The organism is Pseudomonas chlororaphis subsp. piscium (assembly GCF_003850345.1).
Classification (GTDB): domain Bacteria; phylum Pseudomonadota; class Gammaproteobacteria; order Pseudomonadales; family Pseudomonadaceae; genus Aquipseudomonas; species Aquipseudomonas piscium.
The window spans coordinates 6,665,005-6,690,539 of the sequence record NZ_CP027707.1; the positions used below are offsets into that span (position 1 = coordinate 6,665,005).

Below are 25,535 nucleotides of genomic sequence, written 5' to 3' on the forward strand. Positions count from 1 at the left end.
CTCGGGGTCGAACTCCGTCGTCAGTCGCGCGCTAGAAGGCGCGGGGCAAGCTCTTTGAGAGCGCGGCGATAAACCTCGCGCTTGAATGTCACCACCTGGCCCAACGGATACCAATAACTGACCCAGCGCCAGCCATCGAATTCCGGTTTACCGGTCAAATCCATCCGCACCCGCTGCTCGTTGGAGATCAGGCGCAGGAGAAACCATTTCTGTTTCTGGCCGATGCACAGCGGTTGGCTGTGGGTACGGACCAGGCGTTGCGGCAAACGATAGCGCAACCAGCCCCGGGTACAGGCGAGAATTTGCACATCTTCGCGTTCCAGGCCTACTTCTTCGTTCAACTCGCGGTACAGAGCGTCTTCCGGCGTCTCTTCGGGGTTGATTCCCCCTTGCGGAAACTGCCAGGCATCTTGATTGATACGGCGAGCCCATAGCACCTGGCCGGCATCATTCGTCAGAATGATCCCGACATTGGGGCGGAAACCATCGGGGTCGATCACGGCAACAACCTCGCAAACGCATGTCGCCGCATTGTTCCACAAAGGTTGTGAAAGCAGCAACGAGGCTTCCTACCTTATGTGCACTCTTGTGAAAAGACCGTATTCTGGTCGCCTTTTTTCAGACTTATCAGCGAGTAACCGTGATGCGCCTGGCTTTATTCGACTTGGACAACACCCTTCTGGGCGGCGACAGTGACCACGCCTGGGGCGATTACCTGTGCGAACGAGGCTTCCTCGACGCCGTCACCTACAAGGCCCGCAACGACGAGTTCTACCAGGACTACCTGGCCGGCAAGCTCGACCAGGCCGCGTACCTGAACTTCTGCCTGGAGGTTCTCGGCCGCACCGAGATGGATGTGCTCGATCAATGGCACCGCGACTACATGCGCGACTGCGTAGAACCGCTGATGCTGCCCAAGGCTGCGCAATTGCTGGCCAAGCACAAGGCCGCCGGCGACAAGCTGGTGATCATCACAGCCACCAACCGCTTCGTCACCGCGCCGATCGCCGAACGCCTGGGCGTGGAAACCCTGATCGCCACCGAGTGCGAGATGCAGGACGGCCGCTACACCGGTCGCAGCACCGACGTCCCGTGCTTTCGCGAAGGCAAAGTCACCCGCCTGACGCGCTGGCTCGAGGAAACCGGCCACAGCCTGGAAGACAGCTATTTCTATAGCGATTCGATGAATGACTTGCCACTGCTGGATCTGGTGGCGAACCCGATCGCCGTGGACCCGGACCCGAACCTGCGGGCCCTGGCCCAGCAGCGCGGCTGGCCGGTAATCAGCCTGCGCGACTGAGGACGCCATCGCGAGCAAGCTCGCTCCTACACCAATCTCTTTAGGAGCGAGCTGCTCGCGATAACCATCTAAAAGCCGATCAGACCGGCTTGGCGCCCATCAACCCGGCGATGGCGAAGAAACACACGAAGCTGAACACCGCCAGCGCCAGGGTGAACTTCGGACTCCCCACACCCGAAGCAATCCGCAGCCGATTGAGCCGCGCCAGCAGCCAGAAACAGCTCAGGGCACCCACTGTGTAGATCACGCTGGAGGCCAGGATCCAGGTCTGCCCCAGCGGCCAGCCCATCAGGTGCACCAGCCACCAGCCGCTGAACGGCAGGCTGGCCAGGCAAATCACCAGCAGCAGCCAGACGAACACCAACGGCCGGCGCAACAGCCGGCTGTAGATGCTCGCGTCACCCTTGCTACGAGCGCGCCAGACCCAGATCGCCAACCCCAGCGCGCTGCCCAGCAGCAACAGGGTGGCCAGGATATGGACGGTTTTGAGGACGGTCAGCGTTTCCATGTAATCGACTCCTTGAGGCCTTGCCCACCAGCGTAGCCGTTCAGCCGAGGAACAGCTGATACGCCGGGTTATCACTCTCGTCCCAGTACGGGTACCCGATCTGCTCCAGCGCCGCCGGCACCAGGTGGCGTTCGCTCGCCGGCACTTGCAGGCCGGCGACCACCCGGCCATCAGCCGCGCCATGGTTGCGGTAGTGGAACATCGAGATGTTCCAGCGCCCGCCGAGCTTGTTGAGGAAGTTGAACAGCGCGCCCGGACGTTCCGGGAACTCGAAGCGGAACACTACTTCGTCGCTGACCCGCGCGGCATGGCCGCCGACCATATGACGGATATGCAACTTGGCCAGTTCGTTGTCGGTCAGGTCGGTCACCGGGAAGCCCTGTTCGGACAGGCTGGCGATCAGCGCACTGCGCGGATCGTTTTCCGGGTGGGTCTGCACACCAACGAAGATGTGCGCTTCGCTGCCGGTGTTATAGCGGTAGTTGAACTCGGTGATCTGGCGCTTGCCGATGGCCTCGCAGAACGCCTTGAAGCTGCCCGGCTGCTCGGGAATGGTCACGGCGATAATGGCTTCGCGGCCTTCGCCCAGTTCGGCGCGCTCGGCGACATGGCGCAGGCGGTCGAAGTTGACGTTGGCGCCGGAGTCGATGGCCACCAGGGTCTGCCCGCTGACGCCACGCTGCTCGACGTATTTCTTGATCCCGGCCACGCCCAGGGCGCCAGCCGGCTCGGTGATGGAGCGGGTGTCGTCGTAGATGTCCTTGATCGCCGCGCAGATCTCGTCGGTGCTGACAGTGATCACTTCATCCACATAGTCCTTGCAGATGTCGAAGGTGTGCTGGCCGATCTGCGCCACCGCGACGCCGTCGGCGAAGATGCCCACGGTCGGCAGCACCACGCGCTCGCCGGCGGCCATGGCCGCTTGCAGGCAGTTGGAATCGTCCGGTTCGACGCCGATGATCTTGATTTCCGGGCGCAGGTATTTGACGTAAGCCGCGATCCCGGCGATCAGGCCGCCACCGCCGACCGGCACGAAGATCGCGTCCAGGCGCCCCGGATGCTGGCGCAGGATTTCCATCGCCACGGTGCCCTGCCCGGCGATGGTGTGCGGATCGTCGTACGGGTGGATATAGACGTAGCCTTTTTCGTCCACCAGCTTCAGCGAGTAGGCCAGGGCTTCCGGAAAGGAATCGCCGTGCAGCACCACTTTGCCACCGCGCGAGCGCACGCCTTCGACCTTGATCTCCGGGGTGGTCTTGGGCATCACGATGGTCGCCTTCACCCCCAGCACCTTGGCCGCCAGGGCCAGGCCCTGGGCATGGTTGCCGGCCGAGGCGGTGACCACGCCACGGGCGCGCTCCGCGTCGCTGAGCTGGGTCAGCTTGTTGTAGGCGCCGCGAATCTTGAACGAGAACACCGGCTGCAAGTCTTCGCGCTTGAGCCAGATCTGATTGCCCAGCCGCTCGGAGAGCTGGCGGGCAGTCTGCAACGGGGTTTCTACGGCAACGTCGTAAACGCGCGAGGTGAGGATCTTTTTGACGTACTGTTCGAGCATCGGAAAGCATCACTGAGCGGGTTGGGCAGGGCCAGCGAGTCTAACCCAGCGTTTGCCCGGGCGACCACACGAATCCAGAGGTTTTAGAAGGCCCCGGGCCCGGCTTGATGGCGCGCCGCGATCTTTTGCCCCGCCAATCGGGCAATGACCTTCCCCGCGGCGGCGCCTATAATGCCGGCCTTTCCGTTCCCCCTTGCCCGCTTCCGGAGCCCGCATGACCCAGGATCAACTCAAACAGGCCGTGGCCCAGGCTGCCGTCGACCTCATCCTCCCGAAACTCGATGACAAGAGCATCGTCGGGGTCGGCACCGGCTCCACCGCCAACTGCTTCATCGACGCCCTGGCCCAGCACAAGGCCGCCTTCGATGGCGCGGTCGCCAGCTCCGAAGCCACCGCGGCGCGCCTCAAGGGCCACGGCATTCCGGTGTACGAACTGAACACCGTCAGCGACCTGGAGTTCTACATCGACGGCGCCGACGAAAGCGACGAGCACCTGAACCTGATCAAGGGCGGCGGCGCGGCCCTGACCCGCGAGAAGATCGTCGCGGCCGTGGCCAAGACCTTCATCTGCATCGCCGACGCCAGCAAGCTGGTGCCGGTGCTGGGCGCCTTCCCGCTGCCAGTGGAAGTGATCCCGATGGCCCGCAGCCACGTGGCCCGCGAGCTGGTGAAGCTGGGTGGCGACCCGGTCTACCGGGAAGGCGTGATCACCGACAACGGCAACATCATCCTCGATGTGCACAACATGCAGATCACCAACCCGGTGGAGCTGGAAGCGCAGATCAATGCGATTGTCGGCGTGGTCACCAACGGCCTGTTCGCCGCCCGCCCGGCCGACGTACTGCTGCTGGGCACCAGCGAAGGCGTGAAGACCCTCACCGCCTGATGCCGCCGATTTCGCCCCTGCCGCAATGGCGGGGGCGAAGGCTTCGATTCATACCTCCCCCCGCCTCTCCCCGCACCAACTTCACCCATAGCGCTACTTTTCGCCGCATTTAGCCGCAGAAATATCCAGATTCGCGCACCAGGTCTCAGCGCGGCCCACGACTTCCCGTATCAAATCCGTTACAAATTACCGCCAGGCGACGTTCGGTTTAAGCAATGCGCCAATACAGGGTCGCCCAGGGAAAGAGGCGCGCATTGTGCAACGGCCCCCGTTTTTCACCCCCAAGGAAGATCACCGTGCTCAAACCTCTCACGCTTGCTGTCAGTCTTGCCGGCGTTTTGCTGTCCACCCAGGCCCTCGCCTATGAATATGGCGAACACGCGGCCACCACCCTCGACAAACTGATCAACGACTACCCAGGCCGCTACCGTGGCACCAGCAATTTCGCCGGGGCCGCCGACTGGATGCAGAGCCAGATGGGCAGCGCCTACGACATCAGCCGCCAGGACTTTTCCTGGACCGCCGGTGGCAGCAGCCGCAGCTCGCAAAACGTGGTGGCCTACACCGCCGGGACCAAGCCGCAATACGTGGTGGTCGGCGCGCACTTCGATACCTATTTCGGCCGCCCGACCCTGCAAGGCCTGGACGACAACGGCTCCGGCGCCAGCGTCCTGACCGAGATCGCCCGCAACCTCGGCGGGCTGCAGCTGGAAAACGGCTTGCAGGTGGTCGGCTTCGGTGCCGAGGAGGAAGGCCTGCGCGGCTCCAGGGCGTTCGTCGACTCCCTCAGCGCCAGCCAGCGCGCCAACCTGCTGGCCATGATCAACCTCGACAGCCTGATCACCGGCGACATGATGTATGCCCATGCCGGCCAGAACAGCACCGCCAATCCGGCCCTGGCCTCGTTGCGCGAACACACCCTGCGGATCGCCAGGGAACTGCAGATCAATCTGTTCACCAACCCCGGCCTCGACCCGGCATACCCCGCGGGCACCGGCTGCTGCAGCGACGGCGAAGCCTTCGAAGGGCTGAACATCCCGACTCTCTACATCGAGGCCACCAACTGGGAAATCGGCGACCTGGACGGCTACACCCAGACCACCAACCCTGCCATCCCCGGCGGCTCCACCTGGCACGACCCCACTGAGGACAATAAGGCGGTGCTGACCAACGCCTTCGGCCAGGAGCGCATCGACCAGCGCCTGCGGGATTACTCGCGCCTGCTCAGCCGCCTGGTCCTGGAGCTGACCAACGCCGACCTGCTGGCCTCCACCGCTTCCGGCGGCGCCGTGGCGCGCAACCAGCAGGATCATCTGCAACGCCAGCATCAGGCCATGGTCCGGCTGCACGACCGGCGCTGGCTGACCTTGCAGGCGATGGGTCGGGAAGTCGGCAGTTTCGATGGCGAGATCGGCATCGATGGCGAATACAGCCCCGACAGCGGTTTCGACAGCGCGCCGAATCCCGAGGCCCGCCGGCTGGGAGTGCATGCCCTGGGCGATTACCAGCTCAATTCGAGCCTGAACCTCGGCGCCAGCCTCAGCTACCAGAACGGTCGCGACAAGCTCGAGCATCGCGGCAAGCTCGACAGCGATACCTGGCAGGCCGCGGTCTACGCCTTGCTCAATGACGGCGGCCCACAATGGCTGGCCGGCGACCTGAGCATCGGTCGCACAAGCTTCGAATCCAAGCGCAACCTGGTGATCCAGGCCAACGGCGGCCCGGTGCTGCTGAACCAGAAACTGACGGGCGATACCGACGCCCTGACCCTGGGCGCCCGCGTGCTCGGTGGTTACGACCTGGATTTCGGCGCGATCAAGAGCGGCCCCTTCGCCGGCCTCGATTACACCCACTACCGCATCGACCAGTTCCACGAGAAGCAGGACCTGCGCACGGCACTGAGTTATGAGGAACAGTCATTCGATTCGCTGGAAGCCAGCCTCGGCTGGCGCGTTCGCGGCGCCGTCGCTCTGCCCTACGGCATGAGCCTGTTGCCTTATGGCGACCTGGCCTGGGTCAAGGAGCTAGGGGACGGCCGCCTGGACGACCTGGACCTGACCAGCCGAGCCGATGGTCAGGTGCGCGTGGCTCGCCTGGGTGGTGTGGACAAGAGCTTCGGCCGCGCCCAGCTCGGCAGCCAGCTGGCGATCACGCCGCAACTGGGGCTGTACGCCGAGGTCAACGGCCGGATCGGTCACGCCGAAGGTAGCCAGACCGGCTATTCCCTCGGCGTGCAGTGGCAGTTTTAAGGGGTTACTGGGCCGGCTTCTTGAAGACGTAGAACAGGTTCGGTTCACTGACCAGGTACAGGGTGCCGTCGTCGTCCATGGCGATGCCTTCGGCCTGCGGCACCGTGGCCTGCAACCCTTGCCGGCCCTTGCGCAGCGACATGGTGCTCAGGGGCCGGCCATCCACATCCAGTTCCAGCACCAGCCACGACTCATCCGACAGCGCCAGCAGATGCCCGGTGCGCTCGTCGTATTGCAGGCTGGACAGGTCACGCACGAACAACCCGGCATCGCGCTTGGGGTTGTTGACCACATGCACCGCGTAGGACTTCTCCGGGTCGTAATGCGGGAAGCCCTTGACCTCGTAGATCAGCATCGGGTCGCGCTCCTTGGCGACGAACAGGCGCTTGCCCACCGAATCGTAGGCCAGGCCCTCGAAACCCTTGTTGTCGCTCATGTGCACACCCAGGGTCATCTGCTCGGCGTCCGCGGCGTCGAGGAACACCGTGTCCTCCTGCAGATGAATCTTGATCAGCCGCTGCTGGCGCTCGTCGGTGATCACGTAGGTGTCGGCGCTGATGAACTCGACCGCTTCCGGGTCGCCAAAACCGGTCAGGGCGATGCGCCGCAGAATGCGCCCGTCGAGCGACAGTTCGATCAGCTCGGAATTTTTGTTGGTCACGGTGAACAGGCTTTTGCGCACCGGGTCGTAGGTCAGCGCCGAGACATCATCCAGGCCTTCGATCCTTTGCCCTTCGAGGATCACCCGATAGCCATCCAGGCCAATGGCCTCGGTGTTGACCGGCTGCGACATGACCCGCCAGTTGAACCACAGCCGCTCGAAGTAGCGGTGGTGCTGCCCGGCAATGCCCAGCAACACCAGCACGATAAAACACAGGAGAAGGAACAGCGGTTTGGGATAGGCGAGTCGACGCATGCTGGCAAGCTCAAATACAAATCAGGCGGATGAAATATCACAGCCGGATGAATTTAAACTTAATCGCAGCGGGCGTATGCCGGATTTACGGCCTTTGGCCGCCAGAAACTTCTGAATCAGTGCTTCTCAAAGCGATAGAACAGGTTGGGTTCGCTGACCATGTACAGGTTGCCCTGCTCATCCATGGCCACGCCCTCGGCCCGCGGGATGGTGTTTTTCAGGCCGTTGAAACCGCCCAGCAAGGTCATGAAGCTGACCTGCTCACCGGTTTCGTCCAGCTCCAGCAGCATGTGCGAGTCGGCGGACAGCACCAGGGTGTGGCCGGTGCGTGGGTCGATGCTCAGGGCGGACAGGTTGCGCAGGTCCAGCTCATCGCTTTCCAGCTTCTGCTTGTCACCCTTGAGGGTCTGGCTGCCGTCGCTGCTCCAGGTGAACAGTGCCGGCGGACGCTCCTCGCCCAGCAGCAATTGCTGCTTGCGCGGGTCCCAGGCCACGGCTTCGAACGCCTTGTTCTGGTCCTGCGACGGCCCCAGGTCGTATTTCGGGAAGTCGGCAATATTCAGCTCGCGGGTATTGGCATCCACCTTGACGATGGTCAGCAGGTGGTCGCGCTCGTCGACGATCCCCAACAGGCCGTTCTCCATGACCGTCACCCCTTCCGGGTTGCTCCAACCCACCAGCGGCATCTTGCGCAGCACATCGCCCTGCAGGTTCAGCTCGACCAGGAACGGGTTCTTGCCCATCACCGAAAACAGGGTCTTGGTCTGCGGGTTGTAGGCCAGGTCGGAGGCCTCGTCCTTCTCCATGCCCGGCAGCGCCTTGGCATCGATCACCGCGCGATAATCCGGCAGCCAGACACTTTCCTGGCGCTCGGCCGGGGTTTCGAAACGCTCCAGCACCCAGAGCAGGCCACGGTCGTCCCAGTGCATGGCAATCGCGACGCCATAGCTCACGATGCCCGCCAGCAACAGCCAGGAATACCAACGCATGTGGAACAAACCGCGACGACGAACCGTTTGAAGCTCGGGGGTGTGAGGCATGGACATGGGGAGCGCGTTCCAAAAAGTCAGCTATTGGTAATAGCACATCGGGGCAGACTCAGACGCCTGGACGCGGAAAATTATCCAGACCGGATGTGAAAAATTCGGAAAAAGTCAGAAATATCCTGGATTTCTACGCGTTCTTAGGAGAGGCCCGCCCGTTGCAGGCGGGCCCCGCTGAGTCAGCTGACGCGACTTTCGAAGCGGCTGGCGCCCGGCAACTCCAGCACCAGTTCGTCGCCCACGTTCAGCGGACCGACGCCCACCGGCGTACCGGTCAGGATCACGTCGCCCGCCTGCAAGGAGAAGCAGCCGGCCATGTACTGGATCATCGGTACGATCGGGTTGAGCATGATGCTGCTGTTGCCGTCCTGACGGACCTCGCCGTTGATGGTCAGGCGAATGTCGATGTCGGTGAGGTCCGGGAAGGTGCTACCCACTACGAATGGCGCCAGCACGCAGGCGCCGTCGAAGCACTTGGAGATTTCCCAGGGCAACCCCTTGGCCTTGAGCTCGGCCTGCTTGTCGCGCAGGGTCAGGTCCAGGGCCGGGGCGAAGCCGGAGATGGCGTCCAGCACTTCTTCGCGGCTGGGTTTGGTCGACAGCGGCTTGCCGATCAATACCGCGATTTCCGCCTCGTAATGCACGGAGCCACGCTCGGTGGGGATGGCAAAACCGCCTTCCAGCGGCACCACGCAACTGCCCGGCTTGATAAACAGCAGCGGCTCGGTCGGCACCGGATTGTCCAGTTCCTTGGCGTGCTCGGCATAGTTGCGCCCGATGCACACGATCTTGCCGACCGGGAAATGAATACGGGTACCGTCGACATACTGGTGCTGATAGCTCATTACCGACTCCTGCTCGTTTGGTTCATCAGGTACCGCTGCTTGAATGACCCTGGGGGTCAAACAGCGAAAATCTTGCCCGGGTTCATGATGCCGTTCGGGTCGAACACCGCCTTGACCGCCTTCATGTAGTCGATTTCCACCGGCGAACGGCTGTAGATCAGGTAATCGCGCTTGGTCATGCCCACGCCGTGCTCGGCGGAAATCGAGCCGTTGTACTTCTCGACGGTTTCGAACACCCACTTGTTGACGGTGGCGCACTTGGCGAAGAACTCGTCCTTGCTCAGGTCATCCGGCTTGAGGATATTCAGGTGCAGGTTGCCGTCGCCGATGTGGCCATACCAGACCACTTCGAAGTCCGGGTAGTTTTCCGCGACGATCGCGTCAATATCCTTGAGGAAAGCCGGCACCTTCGACACGGTGACCGAAATGTCGTTCTTGTACGGAGTCCAGTGCGAGATGGTTTCGGAGATGTACTCGCGCAACTTCCACAGGTTCTGCAGTTGTTGCTCGCTCTGGCTCATCACGCCGTCCAGCACCCAGCCCTGCTCCACGCAGTGCTCGAAAGTGGCCAGGGCGTGGTTGGCCACGTCCTCGTTGCTGGCTTCGAACTCCAGCAGCACATAGAACGGGCAGTCGGTCTCGAACGGCGCCGGTACGTCACCACGGCCGAGGATCTTGGCCAGGGCCTTGTCGGAGAAGAATTCGAAGGCGGTCAGGTCGAGCTTGCCCTGGAAGGCATGCAGCACCGGCATGATCGAGTCGAAATCCGGAGTCCCGAGCACCATCGCCGTGAGGTTGTTCGGCGCGCGCTCCAGGCGCATGGTGGCTTCGACTACAAAGCCCAGGGTGCCTTCGGCGCCGATGAACAGCTGGCGCAGGTCATAGCCGGTGGCGTTCTTGACCAAATCCTTGTTCAGCTCCAGCAGGTCGCCCTTGCCGGTGACCACCTTCATCCCAGCCACCCAGTTGCGGGTCATGCCGTAGCGAATCACCTTGATCCCGCCGGCATTGGTGGCGATATTGCCGCCAATCTGGCTGGAACCGGCGGAAGCGAAGTCCACCGGGTAATACAGGCCGTTTTCTTCGGCGCGGTTCTGCAGCTGCTCGGTCACCACGCCCGGCTGGCAGACCGCGGTACGGTCAGTCAGGTTCAGGTCGAGGATCTGGTTCATGTAGTCGAAAGACACCACCACTTCACCATTGGCCGCCACGGCGGCAGCCGACAGGCCGGTACGGCCGCCGGACGGCACCAGCGCGACCTTGTGCTGGTTGGCCCAGCGCACGATGGCCTGGACCTGCTCGATGGTCTTGGGAAAGACGATGGCGCTGGGCGCCGGGGCGAAGTGTTTGGTCCAGTCCTTGCCGTAAGCGTTGAGGGAGTCGGCATCGGTCAGGACCTTGCCCGCCTCGACCAGGGTCTTCAGCTCATCAATCAGCGCAGGATTGGTCATCGACAGAACTCTCGAACAATTCATGGTCATCCTGAGAACGCTTCACGTCGCAGGAACGAGTGTTTCGCGGGGTCCGTATGCTAGCATACGACCCCCCGCAGAATAGTGCCGAAGGGCGTTCTGCGGCGACGGCTTTCCTGCCGTCCGGGTCAGCATCTGTTGACCATTTCCTGCCATTTTTCTCCGGGACACAGGTTTACGCAGATGAGCAAGACTTCTCTCGATAAGAGCAAGATCAAGTTCCTTCTTCTCGAAGGCGTCCACCAATCGGCTGTCGACGTCCTCAAGGCCGCGGGCTACACCAGTATCGAGTACCTCACCGGTTCTCTGCCGGAAGCCCAACTGAAGGAAAAGATCGCTGATGCGCACTTCATCGGCATTCGCTCCCGCACCCAACTGACCGAAGAAATCTTCGATCACGCGAAGAAGCTGGTCGCTGTAGGGTGCTTCTGCATCGGCACCAACCAGGTCGACCTCGACGCGGCTCGCGAGCGCGGTATCGCGGTGTTCAACGCACCCTACTCCAACACCCGTTCCGTAGCCGAACTGGTGCTGGCCGAAGCGATCCTGCTGCTGCGCGGTATCCCAGAGAAGAACGCCTCCTGCCACCGTGGCGGCTGGATCAAGAGCGCGGCCAACTCCTTCGAGATCCGTGGCAAGAAGCTGGGCATCGTCGGCTACGGCTCGATCGGCACCCAACTGTCGGTCCTGGCCGAAGGCTTAGGGATGCAGGTGTTCTTCTACGACACCGTGACCAAGCTGCCACTGGGTAACGCCACCCAGGTCGGCAACCTGCACGAGCTGCTGGGCATGTCCGACATCGTCACCCTGCACGTTCCGGAAACCGCTGCCACCCAGTGGATGATCGGCGAGAAGGAAATCCGCGCCATCAAGAAAGGCGGCATCCTGATCAACGCCGCCCGCGGCACCGTGGTCGAGCTGGACCAGCTGGCTGCTGCGATCAAGGACAAGCACCTGATCGGCGCCGCCATCGACGTGTTCCCGGTGGAGCCACGCTCCAACGACGAAGAGTTCGAAAGCCCGCTGCGTGGCCTGGACAACGTGATCCTGACCCCGCACATCGGTGGTTCGACCGCTGAAGCCCAGGCCAACATCGGCCTGGAAGTGGCGGAGAAGCTGGTCAAGTACAGCGACAACGGTACTTCGGTATCGTCCGTGAACTTCCCGGAAGTGGCCCTGCCGGCTCACCCTGGCAAGCACCGCCTGCTGCACATCCACGAGAACATCCCGGGTGTGATGAGCGAGATCAACAAGGTCTTCGCCGAAAACAGCATCAACATCTCCGGTCAGTTCCTGCAGACCAACGAGAAGGTTGGCTACGTGGTGATCGACGTCGACGCCGAATACTCGGAGCTGGCGCAAGAGAAGCTGCAACACGTCAACGGCACCATCCGCAGCCGCGTGCTGTTCTAAGCACTCGCTGGCAATAAAAAAGGGAGGCCCTGGGGCCTCCCTTTTTATTTACAGGCAGTTATTTACAGGCAGTTTTTGCCGCCGCGCTTACTTGACGGTGATGGTGATCTTTTCCGAAACGATTGGCGGGTCGAACGGCACATGGTTCTTGTCGCCCAGCTCCAGCTGCAGGGTGTGCTTGCCCGGGGCCAGGGTCAGCTCGGTTTCGGTCTGGGCCTTGCCGAAGTGGATGTGCTGGGCGTCGGCCGGGATCGGCATATTTTCGGCCGGCAGTTTGTCGACGTCGACCAGCAGGTGGTGGTGCCCGGTGTGCGGAGTCTGGTCGCCGGCGGGAGCCAGGGAGATGTCGCTGACGCCGAACTTGACCTTGAAGGTCTTGGCCACGGTATCGCCATTGACCGGGGTGACGATAAAGACAGAAGCGCCTTCCGGCGCCTTGGTGCGAGGAATATCCGCCGCAGAAGCCAGCATCGAAGCCCCCAGCATCAGGCCGGCCAATGCAGCACGAGATATAAAGGTTTTCATTCTATTCTCCAGTTTTTCCGCAAAATCGGTACGGTTATGACAACTTCGTGGCATATCGTTGTCGAAGGGCAATCAACACCATAGCAAAGCGAGCCTGAACAGCGCATCGCACATATAAATTCAAGGAGTGACCATGCGTTTTCTGCCTGGCCTGATACTTTTGCTACCCCTTGTGAGCACTTACGCTCAAGCCGAACTGATCGACGATGTGAATGACCGCGGGGAACTGCGTATCGCCCTGGAGGCCAACACCCCGCCCTTCAACTTCAAGGACGACGGCAAACTCACCGGCTTCGAAGTCGAACTGGGCCAACTGCTCGCCCGGGAGCTGGATGTGCGAGCGGACTTCGTGGTCACCGACGCCGCCGACCTGCTGCCCGGCGTCGAAAGCGGCCGCTACGACGTTGCCATCAATCACATAGCAATGACTCCGGAACTCAAGGATCGTTTCGACTTCAGCGAGCCTTACAGTTATTCCAGCGCACAATTGATCGTACGCAAGGAAGAAAAGCGCGCGCTGGCCAGCCTGCAGGCGCTCCAGGGCCAGGCACTGGGCGTGGCCCAGGGCAGCCAGTTCGTCGAGCAGGCGCGCACCGTGGACGGCATCGACCTGCACAGCTACCCGAACGCCCAGCAACCCATCAAGGATGTGGCGGACAAGCAGCTCGATGCCGCCATCAGCGACCGCCTGCTGATTCCCTACGCCATTCGCGACAGCCGCCTGCCGGTGAAGGAAGGTGCCAAAGTCGGGCCGACCCTGAGCCTGGCGATACCGTTCCAGAAAGGTAACCCGGCGTTCCAGGCAAGCCTCGACGGCGCGCTGCAGCGCATCAAGGCCGATGGCCGGCTGATGGCGTTGTCGGAAAAATGGTTCGGCATGGATGCGAGCAAGCCGCCCAAGCCTTGATGCTGTAGCCGCTGCCGCAGGCTGCGGCCGCGGAGAAGGTGATATCGCTGAGGTCCTGCGGACCTTTCGCAGCCTGCGGCAGTGACTACAGGGGCGCTAGAGCGCTGCCAGGGCCGCGGCGGCCTCGGCCAGTTCCAGCTCGCTGAAGACTTGCACGCCGGCGCGCTTGAGCAAGGCGGCGGTGACGCCCTCGCCGCTGACCTTGACCCCGCTGAAGCTGCCGTCGTAGGTCAGCAGGTTGCCGCAGGACGGACTGTTGGCCTTGAGCACGGCGATGCGAATCCCGTGTTCACGCACCAACTCCAGCGCCTGCCGGGCACCACTGAGGAACTCGGCGCTGACATCCTCGCCCTCGGTAGTCATGACCTGCGCCAGGCCATCGAGCACTTCGCCGCCCTGCCCACCGGGTATTTCCGCGGCCGCCCGTGGCGTCGGCAAGCCGCCGGCGACTTCCGGGCACAACGCGACCACCCGCCCTTCGGCCTGCCAGCTCGCCAGTTGCTCGAACGGCCCGCTGGCCGCCCCGTCGTAACGCACGCGGTGGCCCAACAGGCAGCGACTGACCAGGATCTTGTGCATGATCAGAACGGCTCGTTGCCGCGACGGCGGAACCAGCCCGTCAAGGACAGGCGCTCCCGGGTCGCGGGCAGGACTTCGTGGGGCACCTCGCCGGAGAGGAACACCACCAGCCGGCCGCCGGCGGGATCCACGTCGTATTCGGTCTCGCCATCGAGGTACATGCGCAGTTGCCCGCCCTGCTCCGGCAGCCAGTCCTGGTTGAGGTAGATCACCGCCGACACCATGCGCCGGTCATCGTCGCGGAAACGGTCGACGTGCTTGAGGTAGAACGCCCCTGGCGGGTACAGGGCGAAATGGCTTTCGAAGTCTTCCAGGCCGAGGAACAGCCCACGGTTCAGCGCCTCGCGCAGGCTGTCCATCAAGCCCAGGTAGGTATCGCAGCAGTCGGCCTGGCCGGACTCGAGCCACTGGATGTGATCGCCACGGATCCCCTCGCGAATCTCCTGCGCCGGGCCACGGCCAACCGCCGCCGGCGCCAGCTCGCCTTCGGCCGCGCGCTTGCGGCACTCGGCCGCCAGCTCCAGGGTCAGGGCTTCTGGCAGGAAGATGTTCTGCTGCGACCAGCCACGGGTGGCCAGGTCATCGACAATGCGTAACAGCAGCGGGTGATCAGAGGGTATTTGCATGGCGCGCATAGTATCCACACCCAGATGAATCCGACAGATCCGCGAGAGAATTCTGACCAAGCAGCCTGGCGCTGTCTCTGTTCGTCGTTCGATCGGACAGTTTGCGTACTGAACCTGATACGAATTCTCGACAACCATCGCCTTGCCCCGGAGAATAGTGGGCTGCCGACAGGAGTCCTTATGCGCCGTTTGCTTTTTTCACTGTTGATGTTCTGTGTGTTGCCCGCCTGGGCAGACGGCCACGACCAGTTGTACAAGGTCGCCGGCTGGCCGGAACAACGCGCGCATTTCAACGATGCCCTTACCGCCGCCCAGCAGCGTTACCAGAATAGCTTGCCGCCAGCGGTCTATCAGGCGCTGGTCAACAACAGCAACCAGCGCTTCGCCCCGCAGGCCATGGACCGCCGTGCCCAGGCGCAGTTGCGGCAGAATCTCGCCGATCCGAAACCGGCCCTGGTGTTTTTCCAGTCGCCGCTGGGGCGCAAGATCATTGCCGCCGAACTGCTGGCGACGCGCCGCGACCAGCTGGCGAAGAATGCCCAGGGCTTGCCGAAGATGCAGGCCAGCGATACCCGTCAATTGATTATCGGCCACCTGGCCCAGGCGCTGCCGGCCCGTGAAGCCGGCGCGGAAGTCAGCCTGGCGATCGCCGGCGTGGCCGCCGACAGCCTGAGCCAGATGATCCCCGGCCTGCTGGGGGCCGGCCAGGCGCAGAACATGCTCAATGGCCAGCGCCAGCGGCTGATGGCGCAGATCGGCAACGACCTGAACAACACCCTGCTGTACGTCTATCGCGACCTGTCCGACCCGGAGTTGGAAGAGTTCGCCAACTTCGCCGAGTCCGCCGAAGGCAAGGCCTACTACCAAGCCGCCCTGGCCGCGATCCGCGCCGGGCTGGCCGTCGGCCAGAGCACTTCCAGCCTCGCGCCCTAAGCGCCTGTTGTAGCTGCTGCCGCAGGCTACGATAGGTCCGAAGGACCTCAGCGGTCGCGAGATCGCCGCGACCGTACCGGTCGATCGTCCGAACGCAGCCCGAGCCTTCGGCAGCGGCTACAGGTGCGCGAATCCGTTCAAAGATGCTGGTTCAGGAAGGCGAAGTATTCCTGGCGAATGCGCGCCGCCTCGTTCGCCAGGTGATGCCGCGCCTCGGGCAGCATCAGCACCTGGGGCTGCTGGAACTTCTGCTGGATCACCTGCAGGTTGTGCTGCCAATCCACTGTCATGTCCGCCTGCCCCTGAACGATCAGGGGCTGCCGGCTGCTGCGCGGGGCCAGCTCGATGCGCTTGATCCATTGCGCCAACGCCCCGACCCAGGCGGTCGGCAGGCGCAACGGCTGCAACGGGTCGCGTTGCAGGAACGGCAGGAAATCGGGATCGGTGGAGTTCTCGCTGAAGCGCCGGGCGATGCCTTTGACGAAAGGCCGGAGCATGTAATAGCTGAGCTTCGACCAGCCCCAGGCACGCGGGCGCACCAGCGGCGACAGCAGGATCACCTGGCCCTGGGCCGGGCTCTGGGCGCCCTGGTTGAGCAGATGGTCGATCACGATCGCGCCGCCCGTGCTTTGCCCGCACAGGTGCCAGGGCTGGGGCAGGCCGAGGGACCGGGCCTCGTCGAACAAGCCTTGCAGCACCGCCTGGTACACCGCGAAATCATCGATGCTGGCGCGCTCGCCGCTGGACAGCCCATGGCCCGGCAAGTCGCAGGCGATCACCGCCCACCGCCGCTCCAGCGCCCACTCGATCACATGCCGGTACAAGCCCATGTGATCGTAGAAGCCATGCAACAGAAACAAGGTGGCCACCGGCTGTTCGGGCCACCAGACCTGGCCGACCACCTCGAAACCGCCGACCGCGAAACGCCCCAGCCCGCGCCTGACCGGCAGATCCAGCCCGTAGAAGCGCTGATAGGCCTGGGCCTGGGCCGAGAGCGGTTGCGCCTCGGCCAGGGGCCGCAGGCTGGCGCGCAGAAGGTCGGGGTCGAAGGTCGCAGGCATAAGGGTTTCCCAGGGTGGCGCGGAACGTGAAACAGGCTTTATCGGCCTGCGATATTCATCTGTCGGGGCAAGCATGGCAAGCTACGCGACCTTCGAGGAATGATCCGTATGCGTCTGCCCTACCGCACGACCCTGTTTGCCAGCCTGCTCGCCCTCCTGTGCTCCGGGGTGCTGTGGGCCGCCTACGACTGGTTCCAGGGACGTTTTCTGCGGACCTTCAGCGAACACACCGCGGTGTTTTCCGGCGACCCGCTGCAACTGCCTCCTGGCCTCGCCGGCGAAGGCGCCATCCGCCTGGTGCACTTCTGGGACCCGACCTGCCCGTGCAATGTCGGCAACCAACAGCACCTGGCCGAGCTGATCGAGCACTACGGCCCGCAGGGCGTGGAGTTCTACTCGGTACAGAAGGCCGGCAGCCACGGCCAGTTGCCCGCCACCCTGAGCCGCCTGAAAGTCCTCGACGGCCTGCCCGGCTCGGAGCAGATCCCCGCCAGCCCGGCCGTGGCGATCTGGGACCGCAACGGCACCCTGGCCTACTTCGGCCCCTACAGCGAAGGCCTGACCTGCAACTCCAGCAACAGCTTTATCGAACCTATCCTCCAGGCCCTGCACGAAGGCCGTACGGTCAACGCCACCCACACCTTGGCGGTGGGCTGTTATTGTCCATGGCCGAAACAGACGGATTAAGGCATTCCTGACTTTTCGCAGACAACGGATGCCCGGCACAGAAGGCCTGTGCTAAATGTTTGCCTTCCCCCACGGCAGGCAAACCGCAGAAAGAACAAGGAGTCACCATGAAACGCAGCCTGACCGTACTCGCCGTCCTGATCCTCGCCCTTGCCGCGGGAGGGGGCTGGTACCTGTACAGCAAGCAGCCGTCGCGCCAGGGCCAGGTCGAGCTGGAGCGCCTGCAGGGCTCGGTCACGGTGCGTTACGACGAACGCGGCGTGCCGCATATCCGCGCGGAAAACGAAACCGACCTGTACCGCGCGCTGGGCTATGTCCACGCCCAGGACCGGCTGTTCCAGATGGAAGTCATGCGGCGCCTGGCCCGTGGTGAGCTGGCCGAAATACTCGGCCCCAAACTGCTCGACACCGACAAACTGTTCCGCAGCCTGCGCATCCGCGAGCGCGCCGACAGCTACGTCGCCGGGCTGGATCGCCAGTCCCCCGCCTGGAAGGGCCTGCAAGCCTACCTGGACGGGGTCAACCAGTATCAGAACAGCCATCCGCAACCGATCGAGTTCGACGTCCTCGGCATTCCCAAGCGCTCCTTCACCGCCGAAGACAGCATCAGCGTCGCCGGCTACATGGCCTACAGCTTCGCCGCGGCCTTCCGCACCGAGCCGCTGCTGACCTACGTGCGCGACCAGCTCGGCAGCGACTACCTGAAAGTCTTCGACCTCGACTGGCAGCCCAAGGGTGCCCTGGCCAAGGGCCGCGGCCCGCTGGCGCCAAGCCTGGCCGCCAGCGACTGGCAGGACCTGGGCGCCATCGCCCGGCTGAGCGAGCAGGCCCTGGCCGACGCCGGCCTGCCGCAATTCGAGGGCAGCAACGCCTGGGCGGTGTCCGGTACCCGCACCAAGAGCGGCAAGCCATTGCTGGCCGGCGACCCGCACATCCGCTTCGCGGTGCCGTCGGTGTGGTACGAGGCCCAGCTGTCGGCACCGGGCTTCGAACTCTACGGTCACCACCAGGCGCTGGTGCCCTTTGCCTTTCTCGGCCACAACCTGGATTTCGGCTGGAGCCTGACCATGTTCCAGAACGACGATCTGGACCTGATCGCCGAGAAGGTCAACCCGAACAATGCCAACCAGGTCTGGTACCACGGCAAGTGGGTCGACCTGGTCAACAGCGAACAGCGGATCGCGGTGAAGGGCCAACCGCAGGTTACCCAGATCCTGCGCCAGTCGCCCCACGGGCCGATCATCAACGACGTGCTCGGGGCCAATGCCGGCAAGACGCCGATCGCCATGTGGTGGGCCTTCCTCGAGACGCCGAACCCGATCCTCGACGGCTTCTACCAGCTCAACCGCGCCGACACCCTGGCCAAGGCCCGCAGCGCCTCGTCCAAGGTCCAGGCGCCGGGCTTGAACATTGTCTGGGCCAACGCCAAGGGCGACATCGGCTGGTGGGCCGCGGCGCTGTTGCCGAAACGGCCGATCGGCGCCAAGGGCGCGTTCATCCTCGACGGCAGCACCTCACTGGCGGACAAAGAGGGCTTCTACCCGTTCAGCGCCAACCCGCAGGAAGAGAACCCGTCGCGCGGCTATATCGTTTCGGCCAACTTCCAGCCGGTCTCGCCCACCGGCATGGAGATTCCCGGCTACTACAACCTCGCCGACCGCGGCCAGCAACTGGACCGCCAGCTCAGCGACAAGAGCCTGAAGTGGGATATCGAAGCCAGCCAGAAGCTCCAGCTGGGCACCACCACCGCCTACGGCCCGCGCCTGCTGGCGCCGCTGCTGCCGGTGTTGCGCGAAGTGGTGAACGACCCGCAGGAGCTCAAGCTGGTGGAGCAACTGGCGCAGTGGAAAGGCGACTACCCGCTGGATTCCACCAGCGCCACCCTGTTCAACCAGTTCCTGTTCGACCTGACCGACGCGGCCTTCCACGACGAACTGGGCGACGCCTTCTTCGACACCTTGCTGTCCACCCGGGTAATCGACGCCGCGCTGCCACGCCTGGCCGCCTCCGCCGACTCACCGTGGTGGGACAACCGCAACACCCTGGGCCAGGAAAGCCGCGCCGACACGGTCAGGGTGGCCTGGCGCGCCAGCCTCGCTCACCTCAAGGCAACCTTTGGTGACGACCCGAGCAAATGGCTGTGGGGCCAGGCGCATACCCTGACCCACGGCCACCCGCTGGGCCTGCAGAAGCCCCTGGACCGGGTCTTCAACGTCGGCCCGTTCGCCGCGCCGGGCACCCACGAAGTGCCCAACAATCAATCGGCGAAGATCGGCCCGGCGCCCTGGCCGGTGACCTACGGCCCCTCGACCCGGCGTCTGATCGACTTCGCCGACCCGGCCCACAGCCTGACCGTCAACCCGGTCGGGCAAAGCGGCGTGCTGTTCGACAAGCACTATCAGGATCAGGCCGAGGCCTATATCGAAGGGGTGTACCAGCAGGCGCACTTCAACGAAGAAGAAGTCACGGCCAATACCCACAGCACCCTGAAGCTGTTGCCGGCGCGGGCGGCGCAGTAAGCCCGGGCGCGGCGACGTCAGGGCTGCCCAGCCAGACCCAGAAACGACATCGCCCCAGAACTGGGGCGATGTGGTTTTTGCTGTTGCCTATCAGGCCGCTTCCGGGGCCTGCGCGCGGCGCACGTCCGGCTGCTTCCAGGAATCGGCCGCGGCCTCTTCGATGGCTTGCTGGATGGCGCGCTTGCGGCGCTCTTCGGCCTGGCGGCTGAAGTACCAGACCAGGAAGGTCACCAGCGACACCGCCAGCAGGATCAGGCTGGCCACGGCGTTGATCTCCGGTTTCACCCCGAGGCGCACTGCCGAGAACACTTCCATCGGCAGGGTCGTGGAGCCCGGACCGGAGACGAAGCTCGCCAGCACCAGGTCGTCCAGGGACAAGGCGAAGGACATCATGCCGCCCGCCGCTAGGGACGGGGCGATCATCGGGATGGTGATCAGGAAGAACACCTTCCACGGCCGCGCACCGAGGTCCATGGCCGCCTCTTCGATGGACAGGTCCAGCTCCCGCAAGCGCGCGGACACCACCACCGCCACATAGGCCGCGCAGAACGTGGTGTGGGCGATCCAGATGGTGACGATGCCACGCTCCTGCGGCCAGCCGATCATCTGCGCCATGGCCACGAACAGCAGCAACAGCGACAGACCGGTGATCACTTCCGGCATCACCAGCGGCGCGGTGACCAGGCCGCCGAACAGGGTGCGGCCCTTGAAGTGGGTGATCCGGGTCAGGACGAAGGCCGCCAGGGTGCCCAGGGCCACCGCGGCAATCGCGGTGTAGCAGGCGATCTCCAGGGAACGCACCACCGAGCCCATCAGTTGCGAGTTGTCCAGCAGGCCGACGTACCACTTCACCGACCAGCCGCCCCAGACCGTCACCAGCTTGGAGGCGTTGAACGAGTAGATCACCAGGATCAGCATCGGCAGGTAGATGAACAGCAGCCCCACCACCAGCATCAGGCTCGAGAAACTGAAGCGCTTCATTCCTTGCCCTCCATTTCTTTGGCCTGACTGCGGTTGAAGAGGATGATCGGCACAATCAGGATCGCCAGCATCACCACTGCCAGGGCCGAAGCCACCGGCCAGTCACGGTTGTTGAAGAATTCTTGCCACAGCACTTTACCGATCATCAGGGTTTCCGGACCGCCGAGCAGTTCCGGGATCACGAACTCGCCCACCACCGGGATGAACACCAGCATGCAGCCGGCGATGATGCCGTTCTTCGACAGCGGCACGGTGATTTTCCAGAAGCTGTTGAAGGTGCTCGAACCCAGGTCCGAAGCAGCTTCCAGCAGGCTGGTATCGTGCTTCACCAGGTTGGCGTAGAGCGGCAGGATCATGAACGGCAGGTACGAATAGACCACGCCGATATACACCGCCAGGTTGGTGTTGAGGATCTGCAGCGGCTCGTCGATCAAACCCATGCTCATCAGGAAGCCGTTGAGCAGGCCGTTGTTGCTGAGGATGCCCATCCAGGCATAGACGCGGATCAGGATCGCGGTCCAGGTCGGCATCATGATCAGCAGCACCAGCACGGTCTGCAGCTCTTTGCGGGCGCTGGCGATGGCATAGGCCATCGGGTAGCCGATCAACAGGCACAGCAGGGTGCTGAAGAACGCCATCTTCAGCGAGCCGAGGTAGGCGGCGATGTAGAGTTCATCGTCGCCGAGCATCGCGTAGTTGCCCAGGTTGAGCAGCACCTGCAGCTTCTGGTCGATGAAGCTGTAGATCTCGGTGTACGGCGGAATGGCCACGTCCGCTTCAGCGAAGCTGATCTTCAGGACGATGAAGAACGGCAGCATGAAGAACAGGAACAGCCAGAGGAACGGGACCCCGATGACCATCTGACGGCCACCGGGAATTATTCGATTGAGGCGGCGCTTGAGCTTTCGCATGTTCATGAGCGCAGTACCACGCCGCTGTCGTCTTCCCACCAGACGTACACCTGGTCGCCCCAGGTCGGACGCGCGCCGCGACGCTCGGCGTTGGCCACGAACGACTGCACCAGCTTGCCGCTCGGCAGCTCGACGTAGAACACCGAGTGGCCGCCCAGATAGGCGATGTCGTGCACCTTGCCGCTCGACCAGTTGTATTCGCAGGTCGGCATGTCCGGGGTCACCAGGAGTTTTTCCGGGCGGATGGCGTAGGTCACCGACTTGTCCTGCACCGAGGTGCTGATGCCGTGGCCCACGTAGATGTTGCGATCCAGGTCCTTGCAGGTGATGGTCGCGTGGCCTTCGGCGTCGTCGATCACTTCACCTTCGAAGATGTTGACGTTGCCGATGAATTCGCAGACCAGGCGGCTGGTCGGGGTTTCGTAGATGTCGATCGGGCTGCCGATCTGGGCGATCCAGCCCAGGTGCATGATCGCAATACGCTCGGCCATGGTCATGGCCTCTTCCTGGTCGTGGGTCACCATCACGCAGGTCACGCCGACGCGCTCGATGATCTCCACCAGCTCCAGCTGCATCTGCGAGCGCAGCTTTTTATCCAGGGCGCCCATCGGCTCGTCGAGCAGCAGCAGTTTCGGCCGCTTGGCCAGGGAACGGGCCAGGGCCACGCGCTGGCGCTGGCCGCCAGAGAGTTGGTGCGGCTTGCGCTTGGCGTACTGGCTCATCTGCACCAGCTTGAGCATCTCGGCCACGCGGGCATCGATCTCGGCCTTGGGAATCTTGTCCTGCTGCAGGCCGAAGGCGATGTTCTGGGCCACGGTCATGTGCGGGAACAAGGCGTAGGACTGGAACATCATGTTGATCGGCCGCTCGTAGGGCGGCATGTCGGTGATGTCCACACCGTCCAGGTAGATGCGCCCCTCCGTGGGCCGTTCGAACCCCGCGAGCATCCGCAGCAGGGTGGACTTACCCGAGCCAGAACCGCCGAGCAGGGCGAAGATCTCGCCTTTCTTGATTTCCAGGGACACGTCGTCCACGGCAATCGTCTCGTCGAACTTCTTCGTGACCCGATCGATTTTGACCAACACCTGCTTCGGTGTCTGGTCGCCCTCGAGGGCTTTCTTGTAGGCGCCGGAGGCAACTGCCATTTACGAAACTCCCAACAGAATTTGCAGTTCGCCCCATGCGGGCGAACTCTGGATAGTTTGAGCGATTGACGCTATTTGCCCGACTTGACCTTGGTCCAGCTGCGGGTCATGAGTCGTTGGATCTTGGGCGGCAACTCTGAGTTGACGTACAGCTTGTCGACAATCTCCTGCGCGGGGTAGACCGCTTCGTCCTTGCGGACCGATTGGTCCATCAGTTCGCCCGCCTTGGGGTTCGGGTTGGCGTAACCGACGGAGTCGCTGACCTGGGCGATCACCTCAGGCTTGAGCAGGTAATTGATGAAGGCATGGGCCTGCTTGACGTTACCGGCGTCCTTGGGAATGGCCAGCATGTCGAACCAGAGGTTGCCGCCTTCCTTGGGGATCACATAGGCGATCTCGATGCCCTTTCCGGCTTCGGCGGCACGTGCCTTGGCCTGGAACACATCGCCGGAGAAGCCCGCGGCCACGCAGATTTCGCCATTGGCCAGGTCGGAGATGTATTTCGAGGAGTTGAAGTAGGTCACGTAGGGCCGCACCGCCAGCAACTTGGCTTCGGCCTTCTTGTAGTCGTCGGGATTCTGGCTGTTGGGGTCCAGGCCCATGTAGTTGAGTACCGCCGGGAGCATTTCATCGGCGGAGTCGAGGAAGGCCACGCCGCAGCTTGACAGTTTCTTGATGTTTTCCGGCTCGAACAGCATGGCCCAGGAGTCGATCTTGTCCACGCCCAGCGCGGCCTTGACCTTCTCGACGTTGTAGCCGATGCCGTTGGTACCCCACAGGTAAGGCACGGCGTACTGGTTGCCCGGGTCATTCTTCTCCAGGCGCTTGAGCAGCACCGGGTCGAGATTCGAATAGTTGGGCAACTGTGCCTTGTCGAGCTTCTGGAACGCCCCGGCCTTGATCTGCTTGCCCAGGAAGTGATTGGACGGCACAACCACGTCATAACCGGTACGACCGGCGAGCAACTTGCCTTCCAGGGTTTCGTTGGAGTCGAACACGTCGTACAGCGGCTTGATGCCGGTGGCCTTTTCGAAGTCCGCCAATGTGCTCTGACCGATATAGTCAGACCAGTTATAAATATGCACGGTCGGCGCGGCATAGGCGCTGACGGCCAGCGTCAGTCCGGCGCCCACCAGCATGGCTTTGCGAAATAAAGAAATAGGCAAGTGGAGGTCCTCTAAACAATTGGGCCTGAGTTGCCCGCACTACATGACAGCCAAGAGCTGCCCAGCAACAAAACCGGCGCGCAACTTACCTTCGATAAACCGATCCAGCAAAACTTTCTGTCATTTAATTGCACCGCTGACCGCCCTCGCGGGGACGACGGCCAGCGGTTGCTGCCTCAAACCGGCTTATTTGCCGGATTTGATCTTGGTCCAGCTGCGGGTCAGCTCACGCTGGGTAGCGGCCGGCAGATCGGCGATCGCATACAGCTTGGCCTGCACGTCGGCTGGCGGGTAGATGCCCGGATCGCTGGTGATGTCTTTCTCTACCAGCGCCGTTGCGGCGGCGTTGCCGTTCGGGAAACGCACGGCGTTGGTGATGCTGGCCATGACTTCAGGCTTCTGCAGGAAGGTCATGAACTTGTAGGCGCCCTCGACGTTCTCGGCATCCTTCGGAATGGCGACCATGTCGAAGAAGCTGCCGGCGCCTTCTTTCGGAATGGCGTAGCTGACTTTCACCTTGTCGCCGGCTTCGGCGGCACGGGACTTGGCCTGCTGCACGTCACCCGAGTAGCCGACCGCTACGCAGATGTTGCCGTTGGCCAGGTCCGAGATGTATTTGGAGGAATGGAAGTAGGTGATCGAAGGACGGATCTTGAGGAACAGCTCTTCGGCTTTCTTGATGTCGTCTTTCTTCTGGCTGTCGGTCGGCAGGCCCAGGTAATGCAGGGCAACCGGGATCATTTCGGTTGGCGAGTCGAGGAAGCTCACGCCGCAGCCCTTGAGCTTGGCGATGTTCTCAGGCTTGAGCAGGGTGTCCCAGGAGTCGATCTTGTCGACGCCCAGCGCAGCCTTGACCTTCTCCGGGTTGTAACCGATGCCGATGGAGCCCCACATGTATGGGAAAGCGTGCTTGTTGCCCGGGTCACTGACCGAAACCGCCTTGAGCAGATCCTGGTTCAGGTTTTTCCAGTTGGGCAACTTGGAGACGTCGAGCTCCTGATAGACACCAGCCTTGATCTGCTTGGCCAGGAAGTTGTTCGACGGCACGACCACGTCGTAACCGGACTTGCCTGCCAGCAGTTTGGCTTCCAGGGTTTCGTTGCTGTCGAAAACGTCGTAGACCACCTTGATCCCGGACTCCTTCTCGAAGTTCGCGATGGTGTCGGGTGCGATGTAGTCGGACCAGTTGTAAACGTGCAGCACCTTGTCGTCTGCCTGGGCCACTGCCGCCATCGCGCCCATCAGGGACATGGCGAGGAGGGTCTTGCCAGCTTTCTTCATACCTAATGCCTTCATGCGTCATGCTCC

The 25,535-nt window shown here is 63.0% G+C and carries 24 protein-coding genes; 8 read left to right on the top strand and 16 right to left on the bottom strand.

Annotated elements, in window-relative coordinates; genetic code table 11:
* Positions 1 to 20: 20 nt before the first annotated feature.
* Positions 21 to 500: an RNA pyrophosphohydrolase gene (locus C4K38_RS30370; protein WP_007927344.1), complete on the bottom strand. Its 480-nt coding sequence runs from the start codon at positions 498 to 500 to the stop codon at positions 21 to 23.
* A 143-nt stretch (positions 501 to 643) separates the two neighbouring features.
* Between C4K38_RS30370 and C4K38_RS30375 the strand changes: the two genes are divergently transcribed.
* A complete protein-coding gene (locus C4K38_RS30375) occupies positions 644 to 1,300 on the top strand; it encodes a histidinol-phosphatase (RefSeq protein ID WP_053281310.1) in 657 nt (218 codons plus the stop codon).
* A gap of 79 nt (positions 1,301 to 1,379) precedes the next feature.
* Here the strand turns inward: C4K38_RS30375 and C4K38_RS30380 are convergent, their stop codons facing one another.
* Positions 1,380 to 1,808: a DUF2269 family protein gene (locus C4K38_RS30380; protein WP_053281311.1), complete on the bottom strand. Its 429-nt coding sequence runs from the start codon at positions 1,806 to 1,808 to the stop codon at positions 1,380 to 1,382.
* Between the two features lie 40 nt (positions 1,809 to 1,848).
* Positions 1,849 to 3,363 (bottom strand): threonine ammonia-lyase, biosynthetic, encoded by a 1,515-nt coding sequence (ilvA, locus tag C4K38_RS30385; RefSeq protein WP_009051358.1) that lies wholly within the window; start codon positions 3,361 to 3,363, stop codon positions 1,849 to 1,851.
* A gap of 214 nt (positions 3,364 to 3,577) precedes the next feature.
* On the opposite strand from ilvA, the gene rpiA reads away from it, so the two are divergent.
* Both rpiA and C4K38_RS30395 read left to right on the top strand, forming a co-directional pair.
* The gene (rpiA, locus tag C4K38_RS30390) at positions 3,578 to 4,249 is read left to right on the top strand and encodes a ribose-5-phosphate isomerase RpiA (protein ID WP_009051359.1); all 672 of its coding nucleotides are present in this window, start codon (positions 3,578 to 3,580) and stop codon (positions 4,247 to 4,249) included.
* A 296-nt stretch (positions 4,250 to 4,545) separates the two neighbouring features.
* Positions 4,546 to 6,498: an autotransporter domain-containing protein gene (locus tag C4K38_RS30395; protein WP_053281312.1), complete on the top strand. Its 1,953-nt coding sequence runs from the start codon at positions 4,546 to 4,548 to the stop codon at positions 6,496 to 6,498.
* Positions 6,499 to 6,502: 4 nt separating this feature from the next.
* Here C4K38_RS30395 and C4K38_RS30400 read toward each other — a convergent pair whose 3' ends face one another.
* The 4 genes from C4K38_RS30400 to C4K38_RS30415 form a co-directional block, all read right to left on the bottom strand.
* Positions 6,503 to 7,414, bottom strand: coding sequence for an SdiA-regulated domain-containing protein (locus C4K38_RS30400; protein ID WP_053281313.1), 912 nt, complete (start codon positions 7,412 to 7,414; stop codon positions 6,503 to 6,505).
* 116 nt (positions 7,415 to 7,530) lie between these two features.
* A complete protein-coding gene (locus C4K38_RS30405) occupies positions 7,531 to 8,460 on the bottom strand; it encodes an SdiA-regulated domain-containing protein (RefSeq protein WP_053281314.1) in 930 nt (309 codons plus the stop codon).
* A gap of 176 nt (positions 8,461 to 8,636) precedes the next feature.
* Complete coding sequence (locus tag C4K38_RS30410; protein ID WP_023967940.1) at positions 8,637 to 9,302, bottom strand: fumarylacetoacetate hydrolase family protein; 666 nt, start codon at positions 9,300 to 9,302, stop codon at positions 8,637 to 8,639.
* 56 nt (positions 9,303 to 9,358) lie between these two features.
* Entirely contained in the window at positions 9,359 to 10,753 is a 1,395-nt protein-coding gene (locus tag C4K38_RS30415; protein ID WP_053281315.1) for a D-2-hydroxyglutarate dehydrogenase, read from the bottom strand.
* Positions 10,754 to 10,957: 204 nt separating this feature from the next.
* Between C4K38_RS30415 and serA the strand changes: the two genes are divergently transcribed.
* Entirely contained in the window at positions 10,958 to 12,187 is a 1,230-nt protein-coding gene (gene serA, locus C4K38_RS30420) for a phosphoglycerate dehydrogenase (RefSeq protein WP_053281316.1), read from the top strand.
* An 87-nt stretch (positions 12,188 to 12,274) separates the two neighbouring features.
* Here serA and C4K38_RS30425 read toward each other — a convergent pair whose 3' ends face one another.
* Positions 12,275 to 12,712 (bottom strand): DUF4399 domain-containing protein, encoded by a 438-nt coding sequence (locus tag C4K38_RS30425; protein ID WP_009051365.1) that lies wholly within the window; start codon positions 12,710 to 12,712, stop codon positions 12,275 to 12,277.
* A 133-nt stretch (positions 12,713 to 12,845) separates the two neighbouring features.
* Here C4K38_RS30425 and C4K38_RS30430 point away from each other — a divergent pair, with 133 nt between their 5' ends.
* Positions 12,846 to 13,619 (top strand): transporter substrate-binding domain-containing protein, encoded by a 774-nt coding sequence (locus tag C4K38_RS30430; RefSeq protein ID WP_053281317.1) that lies wholly within the window; start codon positions 12,846 to 12,848, stop codon positions 13,617 to 13,619.
* Between the two features lie 96 nt (positions 13,620 to 13,715).
* Here the strand turns inward: C4K38_RS30430 and C4K38_RS30435 are convergent, their stop codons facing one another.
* Both C4K38_RS30435 and C4K38_RS30440 read right to left on the bottom strand, forming a co-directional pair.
* The gene (locus C4K38_RS30435) at positions 13,716 to 14,198 is read right to left on the bottom strand and encodes a 2-thiouracil desulfurase family protein (RefSeq protein ID WP_053281318.1); all 483 of its coding nucleotides are present in this window, start codon (positions 14,196 to 14,198) and stop codon (positions 13,716 to 13,718) included.
* 2 nt (positions 14,199 to 14,200) lie between these two features.
* Positions 14,201 to 14,833, bottom strand: coding sequence for a 2OG-Fe(II) oxygenase (locus C4K38_RS30440; protein WP_053281319.1), 633 nt, complete (start codon positions 14,831 to 14,833; stop codon positions 14,201 to 14,203).
* A 171-nt stretch (positions 14,834 to 15,004) separates the two neighbouring features.
* Between C4K38_RS30440 and C4K38_RS30445 the strand changes: the two genes are divergently transcribed.
* Entirely contained in the window at positions 15,005 to 15,757 is a 753-nt protein-coding gene (locus C4K38_RS30445; protein ID WP_053281320.1) for a DUF2059 domain-containing protein, read from the top strand.
* A gap of 137 nt (positions 15,758 to 15,894) precedes the next feature.
* Here C4K38_RS30445 and bipL read toward each other — a convergent pair whose 3' ends face one another.
* Positions 15,895 to 16,818 (bottom strand): phospholipase BipL, encoded by a 924-nt coding sequence (gene bipL / locus C4K38_RS30450; protein WP_053281321.1) that lies wholly within the window; start codon positions 16,816 to 16,818, stop codon positions 15,895 to 15,897.
* A gap of 108 nt (positions 16,819 to 16,926) precedes the next feature.
* Here bipL and C4K38_RS30455 point away from each other — a divergent pair, with 108 nt between their 5' ends.
* Complete coding sequence (locus C4K38_RS30455; RefSeq protein ID WP_053281322.1) at positions 16,927 to 17,505, top strand: DUF6436 domain-containing protein; 579 nt, start codon at positions 16,927 to 16,929, stop codon at positions 17,503 to 17,505.
* Between the two features lie 107 nt (positions 17,506 to 17,612).
* Entirely contained in the window at positions 17,613 to 20,024 is a 2,412-nt protein-coding gene (locus tag C4K38_RS30460) for a penicillin acylase family protein (RefSeq protein ID WP_053281323.1), read from the top strand.
* A 90-nt stretch (positions 20,025 to 20,114) separates the two neighbouring features.
* Here C4K38_RS30460 and C4K38_RS30465 read toward each other — a convergent pair whose 3' ends face one another.
* The 5 genes from C4K38_RS30465 to C4K38_RS30485 form a co-directional block, all read right to left on the bottom strand.
* On the bottom strand, positions 20,115 to 21,005 hold the full coding sequence (locus C4K38_RS30465) for an ABC transporter permease subunit (protein WP_053281324.1): 891 nt from the start codon (positions 21,003 to 21,005) through the stop codon (positions 20,115 to 20,117).
* On the bottom strand, positions 21,002 to 21,883 hold the full coding sequence (locus C4K38_RS30470; protein WP_169916015.1) for an ABC transporter permease subunit: 882 nt from the start codon (positions 21,881 to 21,883) through the stop codon (positions 21,002 to 21,004). The genes C4K38_RS30465 and C4K38_RS30470 overlap by 4 nt, the downstream gene beginning before the upstream one ends.
* Before the next feature lie 35 nt (positions 21,884 to 21,918).
* Positions 21,919 to 23,061: an ABC transporter ATP-binding protein gene (locus C4K38_RS30475; protein ID WP_007928322.1), complete on the bottom strand. Its 1,143-nt coding sequence runs from the start codon at positions 23,059 to 23,061 to the stop codon at positions 21,919 to 21,921.
* Positions 23,062 to 23,132: 71 nt separating this feature from the next.
* A complete protein-coding gene (locus C4K38_RS30480; RefSeq protein ID WP_009051375.1) occupies positions 23,133 to 24,227 on the bottom strand; it encodes a polyamine ABC transporter substrate-binding protein in 1,095 nt (364 codons plus the stop codon).
* A gap of 186 nt (positions 24,228 to 24,413) precedes the next feature.
* The gene (locus tag C4K38_RS30485) at positions 24,414 to 25,508 is read right to left on the bottom strand and encodes a polyamine ABC transporter substrate-binding protein (RefSeq protein WP_053281325.1); all 1,095 of its coding nucleotides are present in this window, start codon (positions 25,506 to 25,508) and stop codon (positions 24,414 to 24,416) included.
* Positions 25,509 to 25,535 lie beyond the last annotated feature (27 nt).

What these genes read in the sequence shown, in the direction of transcription:
- C4K38_RS30485 (WP_053281325.1), bottom strand. Translation starts at nt 25,508, where the DNA reads ATGAAGAAAGCTGGCAAGACCCTCCTCGCCATGTCCCTGATGGGCGCG.
- C4K38_RS30375 (WP_053281310.1), top strand. Translation starts at nt 644, where the DNA reads ATGCGCCTGGCTTTATTCGACTTGGACAACACCCTTCTGGGCGGCGAC.
- C4K38_RS30380 (WP_053281311.1), bottom strand. Translation starts at nt 1,808, where the DNA reads ATGGAAACGCTGACCGTCCTCAAAACCGTCCATATCCTGGCCACCCTG.
- C4K38_RS30475 (WP_007928322.1), bottom strand. Translation starts at nt 23,061, where the DNA reads ATGGCAGTTGCCTCCGGCGCCTACAAGAAAGCCCTCGAGGGCGACCAG.
- C4K38_RS30445 (WP_053281320.1), top strand. Translation starts at nt 15,005, where the DNA reads ATGCGCCGTTTGCTTTTTTCACTGTTGATGTTCTGTGTGTTGCCCGCC.
- serA (WP_053281316.1), top strand. Translation starts at nt 10,958, where the DNA reads ATGAGCAAGACTTCTCTCGATAAGAGCAAGATCAAGTTCCTTCTTCTC.
- C4K38_RS30415 (WP_053281315.1), bottom strand. Translation starts at nt 10,753, where the DNA reads ATGACCAATCCTGCGCTGATTGATGAGCTGAAGACCCTGGTCGAGGCG.
- C4K38_RS30410 (WP_023967940.1), bottom strand. Translation starts at nt 9,302, where the DNA reads ATGAGCTATCAGCACCAGTATGTCGACGGTACCCGTATTCATTTCCCG.
- C4K38_RS30465 (WP_053281324.1), bottom strand. Translation starts at nt 21,005, where the DNA reads ATGAAGCGCTTCAGTTTCTCGAGCCTGATGCTGGTGGTGGGGCTGCTG.
- C4K38_RS30440 (WP_053281319.1), bottom strand. Translation starts at nt 14,833, where the DNA reads ATGCGCGCCATGCAAATACCCTCTGATCACCCGCTGCTGTTACGCATT.
- ilvA (WP_009051358.1), bottom strand. Translation starts at nt 3,363, where the DNA reads ATGCTCGAACAGTACGTCAAAAAGATCCTCACCTCGCGCGTTTACGAC.
- C4K38_RS30425 (WP_009051365.1), bottom strand. Translation starts at nt 12,712, where the DNA reads ATGAAAACCTTTATATCTCGTGCTGCATTGGCCGGCCTGATGCTGGGG.
- C4K38_RS30435 (WP_053281318.1), bottom strand. Translation starts at nt 14,198, where the DNA reads ATGCACAAGATCCTGGTCAGTCGCTGCCTGTTGGGCCACCGCGTGCGT.
- C4K38_RS30460 (WP_053281323.1), top strand. Translation starts at nt 17,613, where the DNA reads ATGAAACGCAGCCTGACCGTACTCGCCGTCCTGATCCTCGCCCTTGCC.
- C4K38_RS30430 (WP_053281317.1), top strand. Translation starts at nt 12,846, where the DNA reads ATGCGTTTTCTGCCTGGCCTGATACTTTTGCTACCCCTTGTGAGCACT.
- C4K38_RS30405 (WP_053281314.1), bottom strand. Translation starts at nt 8,460, where the DNA reads ATGTCCATGCCTCACACCCCCGAGCTTCAAACGGTTCGTCGTCGCGGT.
- bipL (WP_053281321.1), bottom strand. Translation starts at nt 16,818, where the DNA reads ATGCCTGCGACCTTCGACCCCGACCTTCTGCGCGCCAGCCTGCGGCCC.
- C4K38_RS30455 (WP_053281322.1), top strand. Translation starts at nt 16,927, where the DNA reads ATGCGTCTGCCCTACCGCACGACCCTGTTTGCCAGCCTGCTCGCCCTC.
- rpiA (WP_009051359.1), top strand. Translation starts at nt 3,578, where the DNA reads ATGACCCAGGATCAACTCAAACAGGCCGTGGCCCAGGCTGCCGTCGAC.
- C4K38_RS30400 (WP_053281313.1), bottom strand. Translation starts at nt 7,414, where the DNA reads ATGCGTCGACTCGCCTATCCCAAACCGCTGTTCCTTCTCCTGTGTTTT.